General features: G+C 70.9%; 21 protein-coding genes. 13 read left to right on the top strand and 8 right to left on the bottom strand.

Annotation, left to right across the window (positions count from 1 at the left end; genetic code table 11):
• Positions 1–61: 61 nt before the first annotated feature.
• Positions 62–1213, bottom strand: coding sequence for an esterase-like activity of phytase family protein (locus tag AB1046_RS05095; RefSeq protein ID WP_369372990.1), 1152 nt, complete (start codon positions 1211–1213; stop codon positions 62–64).
• 376 nt (positions 1214–1589) lie between these two features.
• Between AB1046_RS05095 and AB1046_RS05090 the strand changes: the two genes are divergently transcribed.
• Positions 1590–2141, top strand: a complete 552-nt coding sequence (locus AB1046_RS05090) for a sulfite oxidase-like oxidoreductase (protein WP_369372988.1) — start codon at positions 1590–1592, stop codon at positions 2139–2141.
• Complete coding sequence (locus AB1046_RS05085) at positions 2134–2967, top strand: ferredoxin reductase (protein ID WP_369372985.1); 834 nt, start codon at positions 2134–2136, stop codon at positions 2965–2967. The genes AB1046_RS05090 and AB1046_RS05085 overlap by 8 nt, the downstream gene beginning before the upstream one ends.
• 213 nt (positions 2968–3180) lie before the next feature.
• On the opposite strand, the gene AB1046_RS05080 is transcribed toward AB1046_RS05085, so the two are convergent.
• Positions 3181–4797, bottom strand: coding sequence for a DUF222 domain-containing protein (locus tag AB1046_RS05080; protein WP_369372983.1), 1617 nt, complete (start codon positions 4795–4797; stop codon positions 3181–3183).
• A gap of 362 nt (positions 4798–5159) precedes the next feature.
• On the opposite strand from AB1046_RS05080, the gene AB1046_RS05075 reads away from it, so the two are divergent.
• The 7 genes from AB1046_RS05075 to AB1046_RS05045 all read left to right on the top strand — a co-directional run bounded on the left by AB1046_RS05075 (position 5160) and on the right by AB1046_RS05045 (position 14267).
• Positions 5160–6182 (top strand): LacI family DNA-binding transcriptional regulator, encoded by a 1023-nt coding sequence (locus AB1046_RS05075; RefSeq protein WP_369372980.1) that lies wholly within the window; start codon positions 5160–5162, stop codon positions 6180–6182.
• A 119-nt stretch (positions 6183–6301) separates the two neighbouring features.
• Positions 6302–7579 (top strand): extracellular solute-binding protein, encoded by a 1278-nt coding sequence (locus AB1046_RS05070; RefSeq protein WP_369372978.1) that lies wholly within the window; start codon positions 6302–6304, stop codon positions 7577–7579.
• Between the two features lie 100 nt (positions 7580–7679).
• Positions 7680–8660, top strand: a complete 981-nt coding sequence (locus tag AB1046_RS05065; protein WP_369372976.1) for a carbohydrate ABC transporter permease — start codon at positions 7680–7682, stop codon at positions 8658–8660.
• Positions 8657–9511 carry a carbohydrate ABC transporter permease gene (locus AB1046_RS05060; protein ID WP_369372973.1) on the top strand — a complete coding sequence of 285 codons (855 nt, stop codon included), beginning with the start codon at positions 8657–8659 and terminating at the stop codon, positions 9509–9511. The genes AB1046_RS05065 and AB1046_RS05060 overlap by 4 nt, the downstream gene beginning before the upstream one ends.
• A 230-nt stretch (positions 9512–9741) precedes the next feature.
• The gene (locus AB1046_RS05055; protein WP_369375572.1) at positions 9742–11832 is read left to right on the top strand and encodes a TIM-barrel domain-containing protein; all 2091 of its coding nucleotides are present in this window, start codon (positions 9742–9744) and stop codon (positions 11830–11832) included.
• 195 nt (positions 11833–12027) lie between these two features.
• Positions 12028–12999 carry an alpha/beta hydrolase gene (locus AB1046_RS05050; protein ID WP_369372971.1) on the top strand — a complete coding sequence of 324 codons (972 nt, stop codon included), beginning with the start codon at positions 12028–12030 and terminating at the stop codon, positions 12997–12999.
• A gap of 125 nt (positions 13000–13124) precedes the next feature.
• Positions 13125–14267 (top strand): hypothetical protein, encoded by a 1143-nt coding sequence (locus AB1046_RS05045; protein WP_369372969.1) that lies wholly within the window; start codon positions 13125–13127, stop codon positions 14265–14267.
• 12 nt (positions 14268–14279) lie between these two features.
• On the opposite strand, the gene AB1046_RS05040 is transcribed toward AB1046_RS05045, so the two are convergent.
• Complete coding sequence (locus AB1046_RS05040) at positions 14280–15779, bottom strand: gluconate:H+ symporter (protein WP_369372967.1); 1500 nt, start codon at positions 15777–15779, stop codon at positions 14280–14282.
• Positions 15779–16351: a gluconokinase gene (locus tag AB1046_RS05035; RefSeq protein ID WP_369375570.1), complete on the bottom strand. Its 573-nt coding sequence runs from the start codon at positions 16349–16351 to the stop codon at positions 15779–15781. Before AB1046_RS05035 ends, AB1046_RS05040 begins: the two co-directional genes overlap by 1 nt.
• Before the next feature lie 194 nt (positions 16352–16545).
• Here AB1046_RS05035 and AB1046_RS05030 point away from each other — a divergent pair, with 194 nt between their 5' ends.
• The gene (locus AB1046_RS05030; protein ID WP_369372965.1) at positions 16546–17283 is read left to right on the top strand and encodes a FadR/GntR family transcriptional regulator; all 738 of its coding nucleotides are present in this window, start codon (positions 16546–16548) and stop codon (positions 17281–17283) included.
• On the opposite strand, the gene AB1046_RS05025 is transcribed toward AB1046_RS05030, so the two are convergent.
• A complete protein-coding gene (locus AB1046_RS05025) occupies positions 17261–18274 on the bottom strand; it encodes a zinc-dependent alcohol dehydrogenase family protein (protein ID WP_369372963.1) in 1014 nt (337 codons plus the stop codon). The genes AB1046_RS05030 and AB1046_RS05025 overlap by 23 nt on opposite strands.
• Positions 18275–18478: 204 nt before the next feature.
• Complete coding sequence (locus AB1046_RS05020) at positions 18479–19336, bottom strand: SDR family oxidoreductase (RefSeq protein ID WP_369372961.1); 858 nt, start codon at positions 19334–19336, stop codon at positions 18479–18481.
• 120 nt (positions 19337–19456) lie between these two features.
• Here AB1046_RS05020 and AB1046_RS05015 point away from each other — a divergent pair, with 120 nt between their 5' ends.
• Both AB1046_RS05015 and AB1046_RS05010 read left to right on the top strand, forming a co-directional pair.
• A complete protein-coding gene (locus AB1046_RS05015; protein ID WP_369372959.1) occupies positions 19457–19966 on the top strand; it encodes a winged helix-turn-helix transcriptional regulator in 510 nt (169 codons plus the stop codon).
• Between the two features lie 166 nt (positions 19967–20132).
• Entirely contained in the window at positions 20133–20882 is a 750-nt protein-coding gene (locus AB1046_RS05010) for a hypothetical protein (RefSeq protein WP_369372957.1), read from the top strand.
• A gap of 95 nt (positions 20883–20977) precedes the next feature.
• On the opposite strand, the gene AB1046_RS05005 is transcribed toward AB1046_RS05010, so the two are convergent.
• Both AB1046_RS05005 and AB1046_RS05000 read right to left on the bottom strand, forming a co-directional pair.
• A complete protein-coding gene (locus AB1046_RS05005) occupies positions 20978–21265 on the bottom strand; it encodes a hypothetical protein (protein WP_369372955.1) in 288 nt (95 codons plus the stop codon).
• Positions 21266–21317: 52 nt separating this feature from the next.
• A complete protein-coding gene (locus tag AB1046_RS05000) occupies positions 21318–21791 on the bottom strand; it encodes a hypothetical protein (RefSeq protein ID WP_369372953.1) in 474 nt (157 codons plus the stop codon).
• Between the two features lie 75 nt (positions 21792–21866).
• On the opposite strand from AB1046_RS05000, the gene AB1046_RS04995 reads away from it, so the two are divergent.
• Positions 21867–22691 (top strand): TIGR03619 family F420-dependent LLM class oxidoreductase, encoded by an 825-nt coding sequence (locus tag AB1046_RS04995; protein WP_369372951.1) that lies wholly within the window; start codon positions 21867–21869, stop codon positions 22689–22691.
• The last annotated feature ends 1 nt before the right edge of the window (position 22692 follow it).

Raw genomic sequence — 22692 nt, 5'->3', positions numbered from 1 at the left:
TGTGGTCAGGAGCTCGGTGATGACAGGTGGTCGATGACAGGTGGTCGCCTGGCGTCTGGTGTCAGGAGATGGCGAACGCGAGCACCTGGGTCTTCTGCGCGGTGCTGAAGTTGTTGTCCGAGACCAGGATCAGGCTCTGACGCCCGTCCGGCAGCTTCGGCCCGAGGGCCATGCCTTCCAGGTTGTCGGGTGCGATGCCGAAGTCCTCGGCGAGATCGGCGACGAGCCGCTTCTCCAGCGGCTTGGTGTCGCCTGCGGTCTGCCGGTTTCCGGTTATACGGCGGCTCCGGTCGAGCCGCACCTCGTAGATGCGGACGTCGTTGCCGACGCCGGCCGCGAATGCACGCTCCATGGCCAGGAAGCGATCCTCGCCGAGCGCCACGAGCTCGACGAGTCCGTTGTCGGCCCATCCGTCCGCGGGGACCGGGGCCTCGGGGATCGGGTCGGTGAGGTAGACGTACTCTCCGATCACGCGACCGGATGCCGGGTTGAACACGGCGAGACGCGAACGGCTTCCCTCCGTCAGCGTGGCGATGGGTCCGTCCTGAGCCAGCGCGTTCTCGGTCGCCGTCACGACGCGACCATGCGGCGTGCGGGTCAGCGACTCGAAGGCCAGGTTGTTGCGAATTCCGGTCCGGCCGTCGGCGGTCGGCTCGTAGTACCTCGGTACGGTGAGGCCGCCGAGGTGCTCACCGCAGGCATCGAACTCCTCGACGGACGGGCCGAGCAGTGCGCTGGCATTGCCCTCGGAGGAAACGAGCACACCGTGCTCGGTCAGGGCGATTCCCTCCGGGTCGATGGCCCCCTCGGGATACGCCGCCCCGTCGTCGGTGAGCGTGGTGACGTCGGTGAACTCGACGTCACCGTCGTCCAGTGCGCCGTCGGCCAGGTTGATGGTCAGCTCGTAGTAGCGGGCATCGTTGCGGCTGCTGCGGTCGTCCGAGATCGCCGCGTAGCGCTTCCGCTTGGTGTCGTACACCAGCCCTGACAGGCCACCGACTTCGGTGCCATCGAACTGTGTCCCGGTCGGGATGTCGACGGAACCGAGCAGATGGAGCTGGGGCAGCTCGGAGGCCCGTTCCGGCGCCGCGGCAGCTGCCGGGAGCACACCGGGTCCGACCAGCGCGGCTCCGGCAAGCGCCGTTCCGACCAGTGCCGCTCCGACCAGCGCCGCGGGGAGTGCTGACCGACGGGTTCGACTGCTCGGCTTCATGGGTTCCCCTGGTCTCGACGCCATCACCCGGTCCCGGGTCGGGAACAAGGTAGGCCCGCCCGCTGAACGCAAGATGACCTGGCGGTAAGGAACGATGAAAGCCGTCGCCGGAGAAAGCGGGGGATTCGTCAGGCGTGGCGTGGTGGGTGTGCCCTGGAGTATCCCTCTCACGAATTGTTCGCTCCCTGAGGTACTACTTTGAGGTATGACCAGTGCGAACTCGCCCGCCCCGGGCGGTCTCGATCCTGCCAGCCCTGATCCTGCCAGCCCTGATCCTGCCAGCCCTGATCCTGCCAGCCCTGATCGAGCCGAGCTCGACCACGGCCCCGGAGCCACGCTCACCCCCGGTTTCCGAGGTCGGGCACGCCCGGAGGGTGTGACGCTGCCTCCCGGGCAGTACGCGGAGGAGGGCTTCCCGGTCCTATCCGCCGGTCCCACCCCGCGGGTGGAAGCCGAGACGTGGAGCTTCACCGTCTCCGACGAGGCCGGCGTCACGAAGACTTGGACGTGGGCGGACCTGATGGCGCTGCCCCAGGACGAGCCGACCGTCGACATCCATTGCGTGACCCGCTGGTCCAAGTTCGGTACCCGCTGGCGCGGGGTCTCCCTGGACGTCCTGCTCGCAGACGTGGAGTCCACCGCCGATTTTGCGATGGTGGGCTCCTACGGTGGTTACACGACGAACCTCCCGGTCGCGGACCTGCTGGGTGGCAAGGCCTGGATCGCGCACACCTTCGACGGGGCGCCGCTGCACCCCGAGCACGGCGGGCCGGCACGGCTGCTGGTGCCGCACCTGTACTTCTGGAAGTCGGCGAAGTGGGTGCGCTCGCTCAGGCTGATGCCGACGGACCGCCCGGGCTTCTGGGAGAAGCTCGGCTACCACGACCTCGGCGACCCGTGGCGGGAGCAGAGGTACCAGGGTGACTGAAGCCGCGTCGGAAGGCGCCCGGTCCAGCGGGGTTCAGCCCGCAGCCGCCGGGGGTAATCGACTTGGTCAGCGCTATACCGTTCCCTCCGGCTGGCAGATCGCCACCCTGGTGGGGCGGCGGTCCGAGAGCCCGTCCGCGGAGACCCTGGTGCTCGACGTGCCGGAATGGCCCGGACATCTCGCCGGTCAGCACCTCGACCTGCGGCTGACCGCGCCCGACGGCTACACCGCTGAGCGGTCCTACTCCCTTGCCAATGGGCCCGCGCTTCCCGGCACGAGTCGCGTGGAGGTCACGATCCAGCGGGTCCGCGACGGAGAGGTCTCCCCGTACCTCGTCGACGATTTTCCGCTCGGGTCCGCGATCGAGGTCCGTGGGCCCATCGGTGGATGGTTCGTCTGGGATCCGGTGCACGACGCGGGCACGCCGGTGCTCCTCCTGGCCGGCGGATCAGGGCTGGTCCCGGTGATGTCGATGGTGCGAGCTCGGCGCGAAGCCGGCGACCGGACGCCGTTCCGCCTGATCTACTCGGTGCGTACCGCGGAGGACCGGCTGTACACGGATGAGCTGGAGACGCTCGTTTCGCGAGGCGACGGATTCGAGGCCAGCACGATCTTTACCCGGGCGGTCTCGCTGACGGCCTTGCGCGGCCCGCGCCGCCTCACCTCGTCCGAGCTGGCCGCATGGGGCTGGCCCCCCGAGCTGGAACCGCGGGTGTACGTGTGCGGCCCGACGGGATTTGTCGAGGCGGTGGCGCGCATGCTGGTGGCTCAGGGCCACGACCCGGCCCGGATCCGAACCGAGCGGTTTGGCCCAGCGGCGGGATGAAGGGTCAGGCAGGGCCGGGGTCGGTGCGACGCCGGCGCGACGCCGGCACGACGCCGGCGCGACGCCGGCACGACGCCGGCACGACGCCGGCACGACGCCGGCACGACGCCGGCACGACGCCGGCACGATGCCGGCGCTGGGTGCGGGCGAGTCCGGCGCTGCTCGGTCGGGCCGAGTCTTGGGTCGGGCACGCTGGTGTGCCTTGCGCGGTGGTCATGTTGTGGGCGTCCGCGTGAAGATCGGTTGTCCGTTGCGGTCGGTGAAGTGCCAGCCGTTGTTGTAGTGCATGGTGATGTTCTGGCTGTCGACGAGGTCGTGGTGGTGCCAGCAGAGCAGGGCGGCGTTGGTGACGGAGGTTTCTCCGCCGTCGGCCCAGTGGCGTATGGCGTGGTGGACCTCGCAGCGGGACGGCGGTTGGTCGCATTGGCCGAGCACGCAGTGTTTGTCGCGGGCGATGACGGCGCGGCGTAGTTGCCCGGTGATGGTGCGTTGGGTGCGGCCGACGTTCAGGACCTGGGAGTCGGGTCCGAAGACGATGCGGGTGATCTGGCTGTCGCACGCGATGCGGCGGAGCAGGGCGGTGGGTATCGGGGTGTTGGTCTCGGTGAACACTGCCGGCCGCTTCACGCTCGGGACGCCGGCTTCTGCGGCGGCCTCGGTTCCTCCGGCGATCCGGTGCGTCCCGCTGGTGCTGGTGGTGCTGGTGCTGGTGCTGGTGCTGGTGCTGGTGCTGGTGAACAGCGTGAGGTCGGTCGGGCCGTCGCCGGTGGGATTGTTGATGCGGTTCTTGGTGGCGAGGGCCTGGAGCTCGGTCCAGGAGACGGTGATGTTGAGGTGCGGGCGGACGGCAGCGCCAGTGCCGGTGTGGGCGTTGTCCAGGACCACGCGGGACAGGTCGGCCAGGGCTTGGGCGCGGCGTTGTCCGGGGGTGCGGTCATCGCCGGTGGCGGGTGCGCCCATGATGGAGGCGACCGCGGTGGTGAGAGTCTGGCCGTGTTCCTCGGTGAGGAATCCGGACAGGTGGTATCCGCCCAGGGTGGGGGAGACGTCGAGATATTCGCGTTCCTTGGCCTTGGTGTAGCCGCGTTCGTCCGCGTCGGGGTCGGCGTGGCGGGCGAAGTAGCGCACCAGGCCGCGGAACCGGTCAGGGCCGTTCTCGGTGGACCAGTCCAGGAGTTGCTCCTCCCAGGTCGGCGCGGCCGGGCCCGGGACGCCACCTTCGCCAGTGCCACCTTCGCCAGTGCCGCTCTCGCCCGCGCCGCTCTCGCCCGCGCCGCTCTCGCCAGTGCCGCCGGCGCCAGTACCGCCGGTGTCGGTGCCGTCGTCCGGGTTGCCTGATGCTGGTTCGGTTGTGGGCGCTTCGGTAGGCAGGTCGATTGTGGGCACGTCGACGGCGGGTGCGGCCAGGGTGTCGGTGCGTGTGGTGCTGGTGGTGGCGACGTCGACCAGGGCGCGGATCTTGTCGGTGCTGATGCATCCGGCAAGGGCTGCGGTGAGGGTCGCGGGGAGGTGGTCGCGTAGGGCTCGCGCGGTGCGGATCTCGCGCCGGGCGGTCTGGGTCTGGATGTCTTCGGCGTGGGCGAGCCAGACGGCGAAGGTGCGCGATCCGCTCTGGGCCCAGAGCCCGGCGGCCTCGATTCTCGGCAGGACCACCCAGCGCACCGCGTCGATCCGGGTGCCTGCTACGCGAAGGCGGGCGGAGGCGCTGGTCAGGCGTCGGACACTGACGTCATCAGCAGCCGTCCCAGTCAGCTCGTCCAGCAGTGCTTCCAGGTCGCTCAGCACGTCCTCCATGGGGCGCGGGACATCGTCAAACCTGCTTGTTGCCATGGTCCCCACCCGCCTTCCGTCATCGCTTCTGCGTTGCCTCGATCCTATCGAACAGACGTCCGCATGGATGGGTGTATGACAGATCTGTGGATAACCATTCGGGCTGGCGTCTGCGGGTCCATCGTCGGAGACGCCCTGAGCGGTTACGTGCAGGGCACGGTCAGATGTTCGAACCGGTTCGACTCCATGCGTTCCCTGGCACCCAACCCTCGGCGCAACGAGTCCCAGCTGTGCCAATAGTTCGTTCTTGCATTCCGTCTGCATCTCTCGCTACAGTCGAACCGGTTCGCCACCAAAGCGGACAAGAGGAGTGACGCGGGACCGCGGCAGAGCAGCGGCGGCCCCAGGACGGAGGAGCCGAAGTGGCCACCATCGGGGATGTCGCCCAGGCGGCGGGGGTGTCGCGCAGCACGGCGTCGTACGCGCTGTCGGGCAAGCGGACGATCTCGCCGGACGTGCGCCGGCGCGTCGAGGACGCCGTCCGGAAGCTCGGGTACACGCCGAACGCGGGCGCGCGTGCCCTTGCCACGTCGCAGACGATGGTGATCGGGCTGCTCGCCCAGTTCCTCGAGGACGAGTTCGCGCCGGCGATGCTCCAGTACATGCTGGGCGTCTCCAACACTGCCCGCGAGCTCGGCTACGACATCCTGCTGGTCACCGAGGCCGACGGCGCCCGGGCCCTGCGCAGGATCACGGACTCGCGGATGGTCGACGGCGTGGTGCTGCTGAACGTGGCCGAGCGGGACGAGCGGTTGCCGGTCCTGCGAGCCGCCAGCCGGCCCGGGGTGCTCGTCGGGCTGCCCGCCGACTGCACAGGGGTTGACGTCTTCGACCTCGACTTCGAGGAGGCGGGCCGCCTGATGGTGGACCACCTGCACCGGCTCGGGCACCGTGAGGTCGCCCTCGTGTCGCATCCGGAGCACCTGACCGAGCACGGCGGCGCCTACGTGCGGCGCCTGCAGAATGCCGCCGTCGAGGCAGCGCGTGCGCGCGGGATCACGCTGCACGCGGTGTTCGGCTCGTCGCACCAGCCCGACGTCGGTCAGGACCTGAACGCCCTGCTCGACGCGCACCCCGGCGTCACCGGGCTGCTGATCAACAACGAGGCCGCGGCGGCCGCCCTGCCGACCGTGCTGCACGAGCGCGGGCTCACGGCGCCCGGCGACCTGTCCGTCGTCGGGCGGTACTCGGACGAGTTCGCCCGCACCTTCTCCCTGCCGTACTCGTCGATCGAGAGCGCGCCGGACCGGATCGGCCGGATGGCCGTACGCCAGCTCGTGCGCCGCATCGAGGGCGAGGTGGCGGCCGACGAGCCACACGTCGTGCGCTTCGTGTCACCAGAGCTCGTGGACCGGGGCAGCACCGGCGCGCCCCGCGCGACCTGAGGCCTGCCCACCGCCCACACCACCGCCCGCCCCACCGCCCGCCCCATCGCCCGCACCACCGCCCGTACCACTGTCCGGCCCGACGACGCAGTCGGGCCGGGAAAGTTCAAGGAGGAACGATGCAGTACACGACGCGCAAGCAGAAGACCGGGCGCAAGCCCACCACCGTCCTCGCGGCCGCCGCCGCGCTCGCCCTGGTCGGCGTGCTCGGCGCCTGCTCTTCCGGCGGCTCCGGTGGCGAGGCGAGCGGGGACGAAAGCACGTACACCTGGTGGGACCCGTACCCCAACCACGACGACTCGTCGGACTGGACGCAGCGCGTGCAGGCCTGCGGCGAGGGGGCCGGGGTCACCATCGAGCGGACCGGCTACGACACGACAGCGCTCACCAACCAGGCGCTGCTCGCCGCGCAGGAGGGCAGCTCGCCCGACGTCATCCTGCTCGACAACCCGGCCGTGTCGACGCTCGCGGACACCGGCATGCTCACCACGGTGGACGAGCTCGGCCTGGACGTCTCCGCGATCGACGAGAACCTGCTCGCGGCCGGCGTCGTCGACGGTGAGACCTACGGGATCCCGGTCGGCTCGAACACGCTGTCGCTCTACTACAACGCGGACATCCTGGCCGACGCCGGCGTCGACCCGGCGTCCATCACCGACTGGGACTCGCTTACCGCGGCCCTCGCGGCGGTCACCGATAGCGGGCACACGGGCATCACGTTCGCCGGGATCGGCACGGAGGAGGGCTCGTTCCAGTTCCTGCCGTGGTTCTGGGGCGCCGGCGCCGACCTGCGCGACCTCGACTCACCGGAGGCCGTCGAGGCACTCGAGCTGTGGACGGGCTGGCTGGAGGAGGGCTACGCGCCCAACTCGGTGATCAGCAACTCCCAGAACACGTCGTGGGAGGAGTTCCTCGCCGGTGACTTCGGCTTCGCCGTGAACGGCACCTGGCAGGTCGACAGCGCCGCCGGGGCGGACTTCGAGTCCGGCGTGGTGCAGCTTCCCGGGCACGACGGCGGCGTCGCACCAGCTGCGACGGGCGGCGAGTTCCTCGTGGCGCCCGCCCAGGAGGACCCGGAGCGGTACGACGTCTCCCGCCAGATCATCGAGTGCATGACGACGACCGAGGGCTTCGTCGAGACGGCGAACACCCTGGCGTACTACATCCCGCCGACGGCGGAGGCGCAGGCGGCGTTGCTGGCGGAGAACCCGGACCTCGAGCCGTGGGTCGAGGCGGTGAGCAACGCGCGGGGCCGCACGAGCGACGGCCTGGGCACCGACTACCCGGTGATCTCCGAGGCGCTGTGGACGGCGGTGCAGAACGCGCTGTCCGGCGTCGCCACACCGCAGGAGGCGCTGGAGACCGCCCAGACAGACGCCGAAGCAGGCATCAGCTGACCGTAGAGACCGAACGCAAGACGGACGACTGCAAGACGGACGACTCCGAAACCGACGACTCCGAAACCGACGACTCCGAAACCGACGAAGGAAGCTCGTGATGACCACCACCGAGGCCCAGGGCGCGCCGCCGGGCGCGGGCGCCGGGGAGAGCCCTGAAGAGGGCCGGATGCCGCAGGCACCGCGACGGCGCCGGGGCCTTGCGGCCGGCCAGTGGGCCGCCGTCGGCTTCGTCGCGCCGCTGCTCGTGTACCTGATCCTCTTCTACGCCTACCCGCTGTGGCGGAACATCGACCTCAGCGTCCACGACTACACGATCCGCGCGTTCGTCCAGGGCAACGCCGAGTTCGTCGGGTTCGAGAACTACGCAGAGGTGTTCACCTCGGCGGCGTTCCCGGCGGCCCTCTGGAACACCGCCGTATTCACCGTCGTCTCGATCGTGTTCCAGTACGCCATCGGCCTGGCGCTGGCGGTCTTCTTCCGCTCCGGGTTCCGGCTGTCCGGTGTGCTGCGCGCGATGTTCCTGGTGCCGTGGTTGCTGCCGCTCATCGTCTCGGCGTCCACGTGGGCGTGGATGCTGGGCAGCGACAGCGGCATAGTCAACTCGGTGCTGGGGGCGTTCGGCGTCGAGCAGATCAACTGGCTGACGTCGCCGGACACGGCGCTGCTGGCGGTGACCCTGGCGAACATCTGGCTCGGCATCCCGTTCAACCTGGTGATCCTCTACTCGGGACTCCAGAACATCTCCGGGGACCTGTACGAGGCCGCGTCGCTCGACGGCGCGGGCGCCTGGCGGCAGTTCTGGAGCATCACGTTCCCGCTGCTGCGCCCGGTCTCCGCGATCACGATCCTGCTCGGGCTGATCTACACGCTGAAGGTCGTGGACGTCATCTGGATCATGACCACGGGCGGGCCGGGCAACGCGTCGACGACGCTCGCCATCTGGTCCTACCGGGAGGCGTTCGGGACCGGTCAGCCGGACTTCTCACCCGCTGCGGCGGTGGGCAACGTGCTGATCCTCATCGCGCTCGTGTTCGGGTTCCTGCACCTGAAGCTCCAGCGTCGTCAGGAGGAGTCATGACCAGCGCCCGGCCGATGAGAAAGACCCGGGGCAGGACACAGGGCAGGCCCTGGTGGAAGACCGCCCTCGGCGTCGTCTTCACCGCATTCATGCTGTTCCCCGTCTACTGGATGGTGAACGTCTCGCTCACCCAGACCAGCGACCTGCGCGCCGATCCGCCGCACTGGTTCCCCTGGGACCCGACGTTCGAGGGGTACACGGCGGTGTTCGGCGATCAGCTGCCGGCCCTCGGGACGAGCCTGCTGGTGGGGCTGGGCTGCGTGGCGCTCACCATCGTGATCGCCGCGCCGGCCGGGTACGCGCTCGCGCTCCTGAACCTCCGCGGCGGGCGCACCCTGAACTTCCTGCTGCTGGTGGCGCAGATGGTGCCCGGCGTCGTCATGGCGATGGGCTTCTACGCGGTCTACAACAGCCTCGGTCTGCTCAACACCATCGGCGGGCTGATCGTGGCGGACTCGACGGTCGCCGTGCCGTTCGGCGTGCTGCTGTACACCGCGTTCATGTCGGGGATCCCGCGCGAGCTGCTCCAGGCGGCGCGGGTCGACGGCGCAGGCGCGTGGCGGACCTTCCGCTCGGTGGTGCTGCCGGTGAGTCGCAACTCGACGCTGACCGTCGCGCTGTTCGCCTTCCTGTGGGCGTGGTCGGACTTCATCTTCGCCTCGACGCTGAACCGCAACGGCGAGCTCATCCCGATCACGCTCGGCATCTACAACTACATCGGCAACAACACGACGCAGTGGAACGCCGTCATGGCCACCGCCGTCGTGGCGTCCGTGCCGGCGGCGATCCTGCTGGTCGTCGCGCAGCGTTACGTCGCCGCGGGCGTCACGGCCGGCGCCGTCAAGGACTGACGCCGTCGGACTGACACCGACAAGCGACTGACACCGTCGGACTGACACCGACAAGCGACTGACGCCGTCGGACTGACACCGACAAGCGACTGACGCCGACAAAAGATGACTGAACAAGGAGCTTTGTGACCCTGCAATCCTCGACGCCTGCCATCGCTTCCGCGTCCGACCTGTCCGCGCCTCTGTCCGCGCCTGCGACCGACCTTCCCGTCCGTGCCGACGGCGCCCGCCTGATCTGGCGCGGCGGTGGCGAGACGCTCGTCGTCGAACCCTGGGGCCGCGACAGCGTGCGCGTGCGCGCGTCGTTGATGGGCGACGTCGAGGACACCGACTGGGCGCTGCTGCCGCCCGCCTCCGCGCCGGACGACGGCACCTACGACGGCGCGCAAGCCGAGGTCCGCGCCGACGGCGCCACGCTCGTCAACGGCGGGATCCGGGTGGAGCTCACCACCAGTGCGGGCTTCCACGAGGTCGTCGGCCACGAGGTCTCGCACTGCGAGCTGGCCTTCTACGACGCCGACGGCCGGCTGCTGCTGCGCGAGCTCGGCCGCGGCGGCTCCCTGCAGCTCCGCGCCCGGAACTTCCGGCCGCGGCCCGGCGACGACGGACACACTCTCACGGCGTCGTTCGAGTCGGACCCGGACGAGAAGCTGTACGGGATGGGGCAGTACCAGCAGCACGTGCTCGACCTCAAGGGCTCGACGTTCGAGCTGGCGCACCGCAACTCCCAGGCGAGCGTGCCGTTCGTGATGTCGAGCGGCGGGTACGGGTTCCTGTGGCACGACCCGGCGATCGGCCGCGCGACGTTCGCGCGCAACCGCACCGAGTGGCACGCGGAGTCCACGTGGCAGCTCGACTACTGGGTCACGGCGGGCAGCACGCCCGCGCAGATCTCGCGCGCCTATGCCGACGCGACCGGGCACGCCCCGATGATGCCGGAGCGCGGCCTCGGGTTCTGGCAGTGCAAGCTGCGCTACTGGAACCAGGAGCAGCTCCTCGAGGTCGCGCGTGAGCACCGCCGTCGGGGGCTGCCCCTGGATGTCATCGTCGCGGACTTCTTCCACTGGCCGAAGATGGGCGACTACCGGTTCGAGGACGAGTTCTGGCCGGACCCGGCGGCGATGGTCGCCGAGCTGCGCGAGCTCGGTGTCGAGCTCATGGTCTCTGTCTGGCCGCAGGTCTCTTATCAGTCCGAGAACGACTCGTACCTGCGGCGGAACAACCTGCTGGTGCGCGCCGACCGCGGGATCGACGTCCAGATGGCGTTCCAGGGCCCGAGCGCGTTCCTGGACGTCACCAACCCCGAGGCGCGGCGCTGGCTGTGGGAGACCTGCCGGCGCAACTACGGCGCGCACGGGATCCGCACGTTCTGGCTGGACGAGGCCGAGCCGGAGTACGGCGTCTACGACTACGACGCGTTCCGGTACCACCTCGGCCCGGCGCTGCGCGTGGGCAACGTGTACCCGCAGGCGTTCGCGCGCGCCTTCTACGAGGGGCAGCGGGCCGACGCCGAGCTCGCAGCCGCGGGTCCCGCTGAGGACGAAGCCGAGAACGCCACCGAGAACGCCACCGAGAACGACGTGGTCAACCTGGTCCGCTGCGCCTGGGCCGGAAGCCAGCGCTACGGGGCGCTGGTCTGGTCGGGCGACATCTCCTCGACGTTCGAGGACCTGGCGCGGCAGGTCACCGCGGGCATCCACATGGGCGTCGCGGGCATCCCGTGGTTCACCACCGACATCGGCGGTTTCCACCGGGGCGACGTCACCGACCCGGCATTCCACGAGCTGCTCGTGCGGTGGTTCCAGCTCGGCACGTTCAGCCCGGTCATGCGGCTGCACGGCGACCGGCAGCCGCACGAGGACGTCGTCGCGGCGGACGGCTCGCCGCGCCTCGCCTCGGGTGGCCCCAACGAGCTGTGGAGCTTCGGCGACGAGGTGTACAGCGTCCTGGAGCGCTACGTCCACCTGCGCGAGACCCTCCGGGACTACGTGCGCGAGGTCATGCGCGCGGCGCACACCGACGGTCAGCCGGTGATGCGCGGCCTGTTCCACGACTTCCCCGACGACGCGCGGGCCTGGGACGTCGACGACCAGTTCCTCCTCGGCCCCGACATCCTCGTCGCGCCCGTCCTGACGGCCGGCGCGCGCGAGCGCGACGTCTACCTGCCCGCGGGCGCACGCTGGACCGACGCCGCCACGGGCGAGGTGTACGACGGCGGTACCACCGTGCGCGCGGCCGCCCCGCTCGACGTGGTGCCCGTGTTCCTGCGCGACGGCGCCCTGCCGCACGTGGTGGGCCGCACGGCGGGGTCGCCTGACTGATCCACACCACTCCGCTGCCGTGGTCGGTGCGCCTTGTGCCACCACGGCGCGGCCCCGCCGGATGGCGGAGGATCGGGGCTGAGAGGGGCGCGTTCGGCGGGTGTATTCGGTGGTCGGGAGGCCGAGACTGACGCTGTACCGCAGCACGACCGCCAGATCAACCGCCGGATCAACCGCCAGAACAAAGGAGTTCTCATGGCCGAGACCGTGAACAGGCCGCCGTTCGATCCCGAGCTCGAAGCATCTCTCGCGCTGATGGCCGCCGACCTGCCGCCGACGCTCACACCCGAGATGATTCCGCTGATGCGGCAGAGCATGATCGGACAGGACGCGAGGTTGGACGACCTGTTCGCCGAGGCGGGTGTCGAGCGCCGGGACAGGACCATCCCTGGGCACGAAGGCGACGAGATCCAGGTGAGCGTGCTGAGCCGCCAGGGTCGCACCGGCGTCGGGCCCGGCGTGTTCCACACCCATGGCGGCGGGATGATCATGGGTGACCGGTTCGTCGGCGTGGACCTCCTCCTCGGCTGGATCAAGGACTTCGACGCGGTGGTCGTCACCGTGGAGTACCGCCTTGCGCCCGAGTTCCCGGACCCGTACCCCGTGCGCGACTGCTACGCGGGTCTCGTCTGGACGGCGGAGCACGCCGAGGAGCTGGGCATCGACCCCGATCGGATCCTCATCGCCGGCGCAAGCGCTGGAGGCGGCCTTGCCGCCGGAACGGCGCTGCTCGCTCGCGACGAGGGTGGTCCGGCCCTTGCGGGGCAGGTCCTGATCTGCCCGATGCTCGACGACCGCGACCAGACCGTCTCGACGGTTCAGGTCGACGGGGTGGGCGTCTGGGACCGCGGCTCGAACGTCACCGGGTGGTCCGCGCTCCTCGGGGACCGGCGGGGCACCGCTGACGTCTCGGTCTACGCTGCCCCGGCGCGAGCCACCGACCTGGTCGGCCTGCCCCCGGCCTTCATCGACTGCGGGAGCGTCGAGGTTTTCCGGGACGAGGACGTCGCCTACGCCACTGCCCTGTGGGCAGCGGGTGTGCAGGCGGAGCTGCACGTCTGGGCAGGCGGGTTCCACGGCTTCGAGATGATGGCGGCGCACACCGCCCTGGCCAAGGCTGCGCGTACGGCGCGTGACTCCTGGGTGGCGCGCGCGCTCGGCGCCTGAGGTGTAGGACCCGTGGGCCAGGCGCAGGACCCCCCTGGTCAGCGGCCGGCCCACGGGCAGGCGCAGGGTCCCCGCGGGTGGCGGACCGCCGTTAGGGTGGGCCTACACGCGCGATGGAGCGAACAATGCAAGAACTCGTGGGCCGCCTGACCGCACTGGACCCCGAAGCCAGCGAGACCCTGAAGGTCGTGTCCTACTTCGACGTGCTCGTCGCGGGCGGTGTGGGGCTCCAGGCGTTGCTGCGGGGCGCGGCGGTGCTCAGCGGAACGGTCGCCGGGGCATACGACGGCCGGCGGACGCACCGGGTGGGGCCGGACGGCGACCGGCTAACCGAGCCTGCCCCAGCCGAGCCTGCCCCAGCCGAGCCTGCCCCAGCCGAGCCTGCCCCAGCTGGGGACGTGCCAGCCGGGGACGTACCCGTCGGGGACGTGCGTGCTGGTGACGTCGGGGAGGTCCCGCAGGGAAGTGTCGTCACGAACCGGCACTGGCCGACCCGTCCGATCGCCGACGGAAGCGTCTGGCTCGAGCGGGAGGGCCGCCCGCACGCGAACGACGAGATGGTGATCGAGCGGCTGGCGCTCGCCGTCGACCTCGTCGGGGCGCGCCGCCCCGGACGGCCCGAGAACGCCCTCGAAGCGGCCATCGACGGCGCTCGGGACGCCGAGGAACGGCGCACCGCGCTGTCACGCCTCCGGCTCGATCCCGCGCGGGAGGTCCGCATCGCCGCGCTCCCGGTGTCGCACGACGTCGCTGGTGTTCCTTCGACGGTGGTGGCGACCCCGTACGGCCTGGTTCGCGCTGTGCTGCTCGGCAGGGACACAAAGCTGCCCGGTCCCGCGGGCATCGGGCCGCTGCGCCCCGCCGTCCAGCTCCCCGAGTCGTTCCGCACCGCGGTCCTCGTGCTCCGGCTGCTGCCGCGGAGTGGACCCGGGAGTGACTCCAGAAGTGCCTCCGTCATGGACGCCGCCGACCTCGGGATCGTCCTCGCCGCCGTCAGCGCGCTCGAACCCGTAGCCGCGCAGCAGCCGGACGTCGTTGCGCTCGCGCGGCTGGACGCGCGCACCCGCGTGGTGCTCGACGAGCTCGCCGCGGCGGAGAGCGTCCGCGCCGCCGCGACCGCGCTCGGTATGCACCACTCGACGCTCCAGGCCCGACACGAGGCGCTGACGAGCGAGCTGGGCTACGACCCGCGATCCCTGCCGGGTCGCGCGCGGTTCCAGCTCGCCCGCCTCCTGCTACGCCTCGTCGACGATCACGCAGACCGCTGAGCGCCGCCGTCGCTAGATGAAGGCGCCGAGCACCAGCACCACGACCAGGGCCACCACCGAGAGCACCGACTCCATCAGCGACCAGGTCTTGAACGTCTGTCCGACGGTCATGCCGAAGTACTCCTTGACGAGCCAGAACCCGGCGTCGTTCACATGGGACAGGAATACCGAGCCCGCACCGATGGCGAGGACGAGCAGCGCCGCCTGCGTGGGTTCGAGGCCCGTGGCCAGGGGCGCCATGATGCCCGCCGCGGTGATCGTCGCGACCGTGGCCGAACCGGTGGCGATCCGGATGAGCGCGGCCACCATCCACCCGGCCAGCAGCGGGGTGATCCCGGCGTCGGCGATACCGGACGCGATGACGTCGCCGACACCGGAGTCCACGAGCGTCTGCTTGAAGCCACCGCCGGCGCCGACGATGAGCAGGATGCCGGCGATCGGCGCGAACGACGAGCCGACCAGGTCGCTGACCTGCTGGAGAGTGCGGCCGACACCGGTGCCGAAGGCGACCAGGGCGACCAGCGACGTGATGAGCAGCGCGACGAGCGGCTCGCCGAGGAATTCCAGCACGGTCCCGTAGCCGGTCCCGGTGGTCCCGGTCATCTCGATCACGGACCGGGCCAGCATGAGGATCACCGGCAGCAGCACAACCAGGACCGAGACGCCGAACGAGGGCGTGCGCCGCGCGGTGCTGGTGCTGGTGGTGGTGGTGGCCGTGCCCGCGCCGGCGTCCCCGCCGCCCGACGTTCCGCCGCCGCTGGTGCCGGCGTCGTCGGACATACCAAGGACGCTGACGGGCGGCGGAAGCTTGACCCAGCGGGTGAGCGGGATGGCCAGCAGCGGGCCGGAGATGATCACGGTCGGGATCGCGACCAGCAGCCCGAGCCCGAGCGTCAGGCCGAGGTTCGCGCCCAGCGCGTCGATGGCGAGCAGCGGGCCCGGGTGCGGCGGCACGAGCCCGTGCAGGGCGGAGAGTCCGGCGAGTGCCGGGATGCCTACCAGGATGGGGTTGGCCCGCATGCGCCGCGCGACGATCATCACCACGGGGATGAGCAGCACCACGCCGACCTCGAAGAACAGCGGGATGCCGATCACGAACGCGATGAGCGCCATGGCCCAGGGCAGCCGGCGGGCCGGGGTCCGGTCCAGGATGGTGTCGACGATGCGGTCCGCGCCGCCCGAGTCGATGAGCAGCTTGCCGATGATCGAACCGAGCGCGATCAGCACGCCGACGCCGGCAACCGTGCTGCCCAGACCCGTGGAGAAGCTCGTGAAGGTGTCGGTGAGGCCGATGCCGGCCACGGCCGCGAGCACGCCGGACCCGAGCACGAGGGCCAGGAACGGGTGCATCTTGAGCCAGACGATCAGCACGATGATGACGGCGATACCGGCGACGGCCGCAAGCACAAGCTGCGGCGTCGACGCGGTCGGGGCGGCGGCCGCCTGGGCGAGAGTCGCCTGGGAAAGTGCTGCCTGGGACAGAGCGGCCTGGGAAAGGGCTGTCTGGAACATCAGTGGTCCTCGCTCTCGGCCTGGTCGGCGAGCCGGCGCAGGATCTCCTCGACTATCTGTTCCGGTCGTTGCGTGATGTCGACGGTGAACCCGGGCTCGTCATCGCCGAGCGGCTCCAGCGCGGCGAGCTGGCCGTCGAGCATCTCGGGCTTCATGAAGTGACCCGCCCGGCCCTGGATGCGCTCGCGGAGCAGGTCGTACGAGCCGGTGAGGTGCACGAACCGCACTGCGCCAGCATTCTTGCCGCCGGCCGTGCCGCTGCGGGTCGTGCCGCTGCCGGAAATGTTGCTGCCGGTCGTCTCGCTGCCCGCTGTCTCCAGCAGGTCGCGGTAGCTGCGCCGCAGGGCGCTGCACGGCACCACCGCGCTGCGCCCCTCGCGCAGCTCCTTGGCGAACCAGTCCCGGATCCCGCGCAGCCACGGCCAGCGGTCCTCGTCGTCGAGGGGGTGGCCCGCCGCCATCTTGGCGACGTTCGCGGGGGAGTGGAAGTCGTCGCCCTCCGCGAACGATGCGCCGAGCCGTCCGGCCAGGAGTGCCGCGACGGTCGTCTTGCCCGACCCGGCCACGCCCATCACCACTATCGCCCTGGGGCCGGGGCTGGCCCCGGACACGCTCGGCCCTCTGCTGCTTGTCTCGGTGACGTCTATGTCCATGTGCCCATCCTGGACCATTGGTCACACCATTGCCGTGTGATTCGGGTCACCAATGGTGTGACTAATCAGCCTGTAGCCAATCAAGCGACGACGGCGCGACCTACGCTACGAACATGCCCCAAGTGCTGCACAGCCCCGTGCTCGACGCCCTCGGCCGGCGCATCACCGGTGGTGAGGTGGCGGCGGGCGCGATCCTGACGCTCGATGGGATCGGTGTGGAGTTCGGCGTGTCCCGCACCGTCGCGCGTGAGGCGATGCGCTTGCTCGAAGGACTCGGTCTGGTCCGCTCCGGCCCTCGGGTCGGCATCGTGGTGCTCCCGCAGACGGCGTGGAACGTGCTCGACCCCCGGGTGATCGCATGGCGCCTCGACGGGCCGGGCCGCCTGGCCCAGATGCGCTCGCTGACCGAGCTGCGCCTCGCCGTCGAACCCCTGGCCGCCGCCGGCGCGGCGAGTGCCGCGTCGGCGGCCGATCGGGACGAGCTGGTCACCATCGCGCGCCGCATGCGTGCCCTGGGCGAGGCCGGCGAGGGGAACCACGACGCCTTCCTCGCCCTGGACATCCGCATGCACGAGCTGCTCCTGCGGTCCAGCGGCAACGAGCTGTTCGGCGCGCTGAGCGGCGTGATCGCCGTCGTGCTGTCGGGGCGTACTCACCTCGGACTCATGCCTGTGTTCCCCGAGCCTGCCGCCCTCGACGCCCACGAGGCGGTAGCCCTGGCGGTAGCGGCGGGCGACGGCGCGGCCGCCGAGGAGGCGATGGCGCGCATAGTGCACGAGGTGCGAGCAGCGCTCGGTTCTGCAGCAGCGCTCAGTGCTCCAGCTGGGCTCAGTTCTGCAACAGCACCTTGATCGCGCGTCGCTCGTCCATGGCCCGGTAGGCCTCGGCCACCTCCGCCAGCGGCAGGGTGAGGTCGAAGACCTTGCCCGGGTCGATCTCGCGCTTCCACACCAGGTCCAGCAGGTGCGGCAGGTAGGCGCGGACCGGGGCGGGGCCGCCCTGGATGCCCTTGTTGCCCCAGAAGAGCGTGTCGGTGGGCAGGTCCCCGTGCGGCACCCCGACCAGGCCGATCACTCCGCCGGGCCGGACCAGCTCGACCGACTGCTGCCGGGCCTCCTCGGTGCCGACGCACTCCAGCACCGCGTCCGCGCCGATGCCCTCGGTCAGCTCCAGCACCTTGGCCAGGCCCTCCGCGCCGCGCTCGGCGACGATATGGGTGGCGCCGAACTCCGTCGCCACCTTCTGCCGCGACTCGTGCCGGCTCATCGCGATGATCGTCGTCGCGCCAAGCTCGGCAGCAGCCAGTACACCGCTCAGCCCGACGGCGCCGTCGCCCACCACCACGACGCTCGAACCCGGCCCGACACGTGCGGAGACCGCCGCGTGCCAGCCGGTGCACATCACGTCGGACAGGCTCAGCAGGCTCGGGATCAGGTCGGCGTCCGGCTCGCCGGGGGTGGCGAGCAGCGTGCCGTCGGCGTTCGGGATACGGATCTTCTCGGCCTGGCAGCCGTCGTAGCCGCCGCCGTGCAGGCAGTTGGCGTGCGCGCCCTTGCGGCAGACGGCGCACGTGTTGTCGCTGTGCAGGAATCCGCCGACGACGAAGTCGCCGGGCTTGACGCTCGTGACGGTGGCGCCTACCTGCTCGACCACACCGACGTACTCGTGGCCGATCGGCGTCGGCCGCTTGACCTGGGAGATCCCGCGGTAGCGCCACAGGTCCGAACCGCACACACAGGCGGCGACGGTCCGGATGACGGCATCGGTCGGTTCGACGATCTCGGGGTCGGCCCGCTCCTCGAAGCGGACGTCCCCGGCTCCATGAATGATTGCTCCTCGCATGGCTCCATTCACGCACGCCGCGTCGAATCGGAGAAGGGGACTGGCATTACCCCTCACGGGCTCTCGGCTGGCCGGGCCTGCTGGCGTAGCCCAGGTCGGCGCCGAGTGATCGGTGCTCCGTCAGGTAGTCGGTAGCCCGGGCTACCGACTACGCTGACGTTCTGCCGACCGCCCGGGGGAAGGCCCGGGCCGGCAGGGGTCGGTTCAGGCGCGCGCGGCGCGGACGACGTCGGCGAGCGGGGTCGCGGGGCGGTCCAGGAGCCGGACCAGGTCGTCGCTGTCGGTCTCCAGGTCGCCGGCGGCGATCGAGGCGTCGAGCCCGGCGACGAAGCCCGCGGTGCCGGCGTCGAGCCCGGCCTGCTGCAGCTCGGCCGCGTACTCAGGGACGGTCAGGTCGCGGTGGGCCACCTTGGTGCCGGTGATGTCGCTGATGGTCGCGGCCAGCTCGTCGAAGCTGAACGCGGAGCCGCCGAGCTCGTGGATGACGACGTCGCCGTCGTCTGCGAGGACCGCCGCCGCCGCCGCGGCGGCGTAGTCGGCGCGCGGGGCGGCCGAGACCTTGCCGCCCGCCGTGGCACCGACGATCTCGCCGCGCTGCAGGTACTCCTCAAGCCGCTCGGTGTAGTTCTCGGTGTACCAGCCGTTGCGGAGCACGGAGAACGGGATGCCGGAGGCGCGGAGCACCTGCTCGGTGGCCTGGTGCTCCCCGGCGAGCGGGTTGGACGTGTGGTCCGAGTTGAGGATGCCGGTATAGGTGATGCGCTCGACGCCCGCGGCCTGGGCGGCCTCGATCACCGCGGTGTGCTGGGCGAGGCGCCCGCCCGGCTCGCTGCCGGAGACGAGCAGCAGGCGCTGGACCCCGGCGAGTGCGGCCGGCAGGGTCTCGGGCAGCGAGTAGTCGCCCGCCCGGACCTGCACACCGCGCTCGGCGAGGTCGGCGGCCTTGGCGGGCGTGCGGACGATCGCGACCAGGTCGGTTGCGGGGACACCGCGGGACAGCAGCTCTTCGACGACGAGGCGGCCGAGCTGGCCGGTGGCCCCGGTGACGGCGTAGGTGGTCATGGCGTTCTCCATTGTTCGTGGTTCCTGCGTGGGGCAGTGTCGGGTTCGGCGGTTGCCAGTGGTTAGCACTAACGAATCGAAAGTACACCATATTCCGAGAGTGAGCGGTACCCTGGTCTCGTGAGCATCACCGACCTGGAGCCCGTCGACCCGGGACCTGACGTGCCGGGATCCGTCGTGCCGGGACCCGACGTGCCGGGATCCGTCGCGTCAGGATCCGTCGCGTCAGGATCCGATCTGCCGGGCGACGACCCGACCGATGGGCCCCCGCAGGACCTGGTGATCGACGTCTTCGCGCGCGACTGCCCATCGCGGGCTGCATTCGAGGACGTCACCGCCAAGTGGGCCTCGCTCGCCCTGCTCGCGCTGGGGGAGGGCAGCTACCGCTTCAACGCGCTGCGCCGCCGCGTCGAGGGGGTCAGCGAGAAGATGCTGTCCCAGACGCTGCAGACGCTCGAACGGGACGGCATGGTCACGCGCGACGTCGTCACGAACATCCCGCCGCGAGTCGAGTACAGCCTGACGCCGCTCGGCGGGCGTGTCGCGGAGAAGCTGCGCGCTCTTGCCGACGTCCTTGAGGGCTCGGTCGCTGAGACGGCGCGGGGAGGGTCATCGAGCTCGGTCGATTGATGGCCGAGCCCCGCCGGTACTGACGTCCGAGGTGCTGGCAGTCGTGCGGGACGAGGATGTGTGGAGCAGCCTCGTTCCCGCGCCAACGGAAACAGCGCGCAGGCCAGCTCCCGGAAGCCCAGCTGCCGGCACCCACGCGACCAGTCCGGCCGCTACGATCACCCGCGTGACAAACCAGGACATGATGGGCAGGGCGCCCGGCGGCTCGACGACGGACGGCGAACCGATCCTCTCCCCGGACGCGCACCGGCTGGACCTCGGGCGGGTGGGCGGCATCGCGCTCGTCGTCGGCATCGTGCTGACCGGGCCGCTGGGGTGGGCGTGCGGCTACGCCGTGGTGACCGACCCGGATCCGGTCGCCAAGTGGATCGCGGGCTTCTTCGGGCTGCTGTTCGGCGGGCTGTGCCTGCTGTTCGTGGCCAGCTTCTGGCGGGTGACGCGGCCCCGCGGCCTGGTGGTCGACGCCGCGGGCATCTGGTTCTGGCACGGCACGTCGTGGGACCTGGTGCGGTGGACCCAGGCGGCGCGGATCGGCCTGTCGTACGAGCTGCCGCCCGAGCTGCCGACCATCGGTGGGCCGACGGCACACCTGAAGGCCAAGGTCAGCGGCTGGGTCAAGGACCGGGTCTACGGAGCGCTGCGCGTGACCGACAAGCGGGGCATCGCCCTGGAGATCGTGCCGATGCGCGAGGAGGAGCTGCGCGAGCTGCCGCGCCTGCTGCGTTACCGCGCCAAGGACCCATCGCCGACGCCGGACCTGCCCGCTGTGCTGTGGCGCGTGCGGCTGCCCGGGGGATACCACTCGTTCGAGAAGCTGGTCGCCGCGGGCGAGCGGTTTGGCGGGCACACCTGGGAGGGCTGGTTCCGCAGGCAGTGGAGCGGTGGCGCGGGACGCGGGGCGCGCCAGGCGGACTGACGGGCAGGCTGACGGGCAGGCTGACGGGCAGGCTGACGGGAGCCGGCGCCCGGTCACCGGCCCGCGGCGGCGCCGGCCGACGTAGTGCGTGCGAGTCAGGCAGCCGCCACGCCCACGAGCTGCTCCGAGCGCTCCCAGAGTCGGCGAGCGAGGTCGGCGTCGCGCGCCTGCGGGTTGGTGCGGCGGGCGACGTGGCCGCTCTCGTAGTACGCGCCCGACTGCCAGTCGACGCCCGGCTCTGTCTGGGCGAACCGGACCAGCTGCGCGGCCCCCTTCTCGGGTGTGGCCATGAGCAGCTTGGCGGTGAGCAGGCGGGACGCGGCGGCGCCGATCCCGTCGCTGGCGCCGGTGATGACGATGGTCTTGGGGGCGGAGGAGTCCATGTGTACACAATGCAACACGAGGCCGTCGGGATGTCCCGCCGGACCCCGGGCGCTACGCCACGTCGACGTGCTTCCGGGCAGCCTCCACGAAGCTGAAGATGTCCTGTCGGGACTCATCCCGGGTGTCCTGGAACTCGTCGCGGGCGAGGTTCGGGGCGAGCCGGTCGACACTGTCGATTGCTCGCTGGCCCAGCTCGATCAATTCCCTGGACTCGGTGACGAGCTGCACTCGGAAGTGCGCTTCGAGCGCGTTCGTCCGCAGCCGGTAGGTCTCGTAACGGAGCGCCTCGGGGTCCGCGCCGTCGCGCTGGTTGTGGATCGCGAACCAGCGGTCCATCTGGGCACGGCGAAGGTTGACGAGTGCGCCGCCAAAGGCCGTGTACGCGCTCACCCGCTCCTGGCGCAGGCGCTCGTTGCGTTCGAAGCGTTCGGCGTCCGCCCGGTTCCGCCGTTGGAAGTAGTGGGTCGCCAGCGAACCGAGCAGTGTTCCGACGACGGCGACGATGCTGGTCACGATGATTTCCACGCGCCGAAGCCAACCACGCCGGGCCGCCGTTGAGAAGCCGGGAATGACGACGTCCGACCGCGGGTTCGGTCAGGCATGGAGCTGCAGGTAGTGCTGCCGGACGAGTCGCCGACCATGCCGACGGCGACCCTCGTCGACCTGGCGCGAACGGCTGAGGACCTCGGCTACACGACGGCGTGGCTGCCCGACCACCTGCTGCCGCCCGGCGAGTACGGGCCCACGTTCGGGGGTGTGTACGAACCGCTGGTGACGATCGGGCACCTGACGGCGGTCACCGAGCGGCTGCGGTTCGGCACCTCGGTGCTGGTGGTGGCCCTGCGCGACCCGTTTGTGCTCGCCAAGCAGCTGGCGACCCTGCACCAGCTCTCCGGCGGCCGGGTGACCCTCGGCGTCGGCGTGGGGTGGAGCGTGCCCGAGTTCGAGGCAGTGGGCGCGGACCACGCGCACCGTGGCGCCGTCACCGACGACTCGCTGGAGCTGCTGCGGCACCTGTTCTCGGGCGGCGCCGCGCCCTATCAGGCCCGGCGGTTCTCCTACGAGCAGGGTGTGTTCGCGCCGGTGCCCGACGGCGGGCGCGTGCCGATCATGATCGGCGGGAACAGCGACGCCGCGCTGCGCCGCGCCGCCCGCTACGGCGATGTCTGGCAGGGCATCCCCGCCAACCCCGATGCCTTCGCCGAGCGCGCGCGGGCGCTCGGCGACCTGTCGGCCGGCCGCGACGTCGCCCCGGCGCTACGGATCAGCTGGGACGGCGGCACACCGGTCGAGCAGGTCGCCGACGACGTCGCCGCGTACCGCGAGGCCGGCGCCGCCCAGCTGGCGGTGCACTTCGGTGACCACGAGGGCACTGCCGAACGTATGAGCGCCCTGGCGGATGCGCTGGGCCTTACGCGCCGCTGAG

This window comes from Promicromonospora sp. Populi, assembly GCF_041081105.1.
Taxonomy (GTDB): Bacteria; Actinomycetota; Actinomycetes; order Actinomycetales; family Cellulomonadaceae; genus Promicromonospora.
Note: the sequence above shows the minus strand (reverse complement) of the source record. Positions and strands in the feature narration are given on the sequence as shown.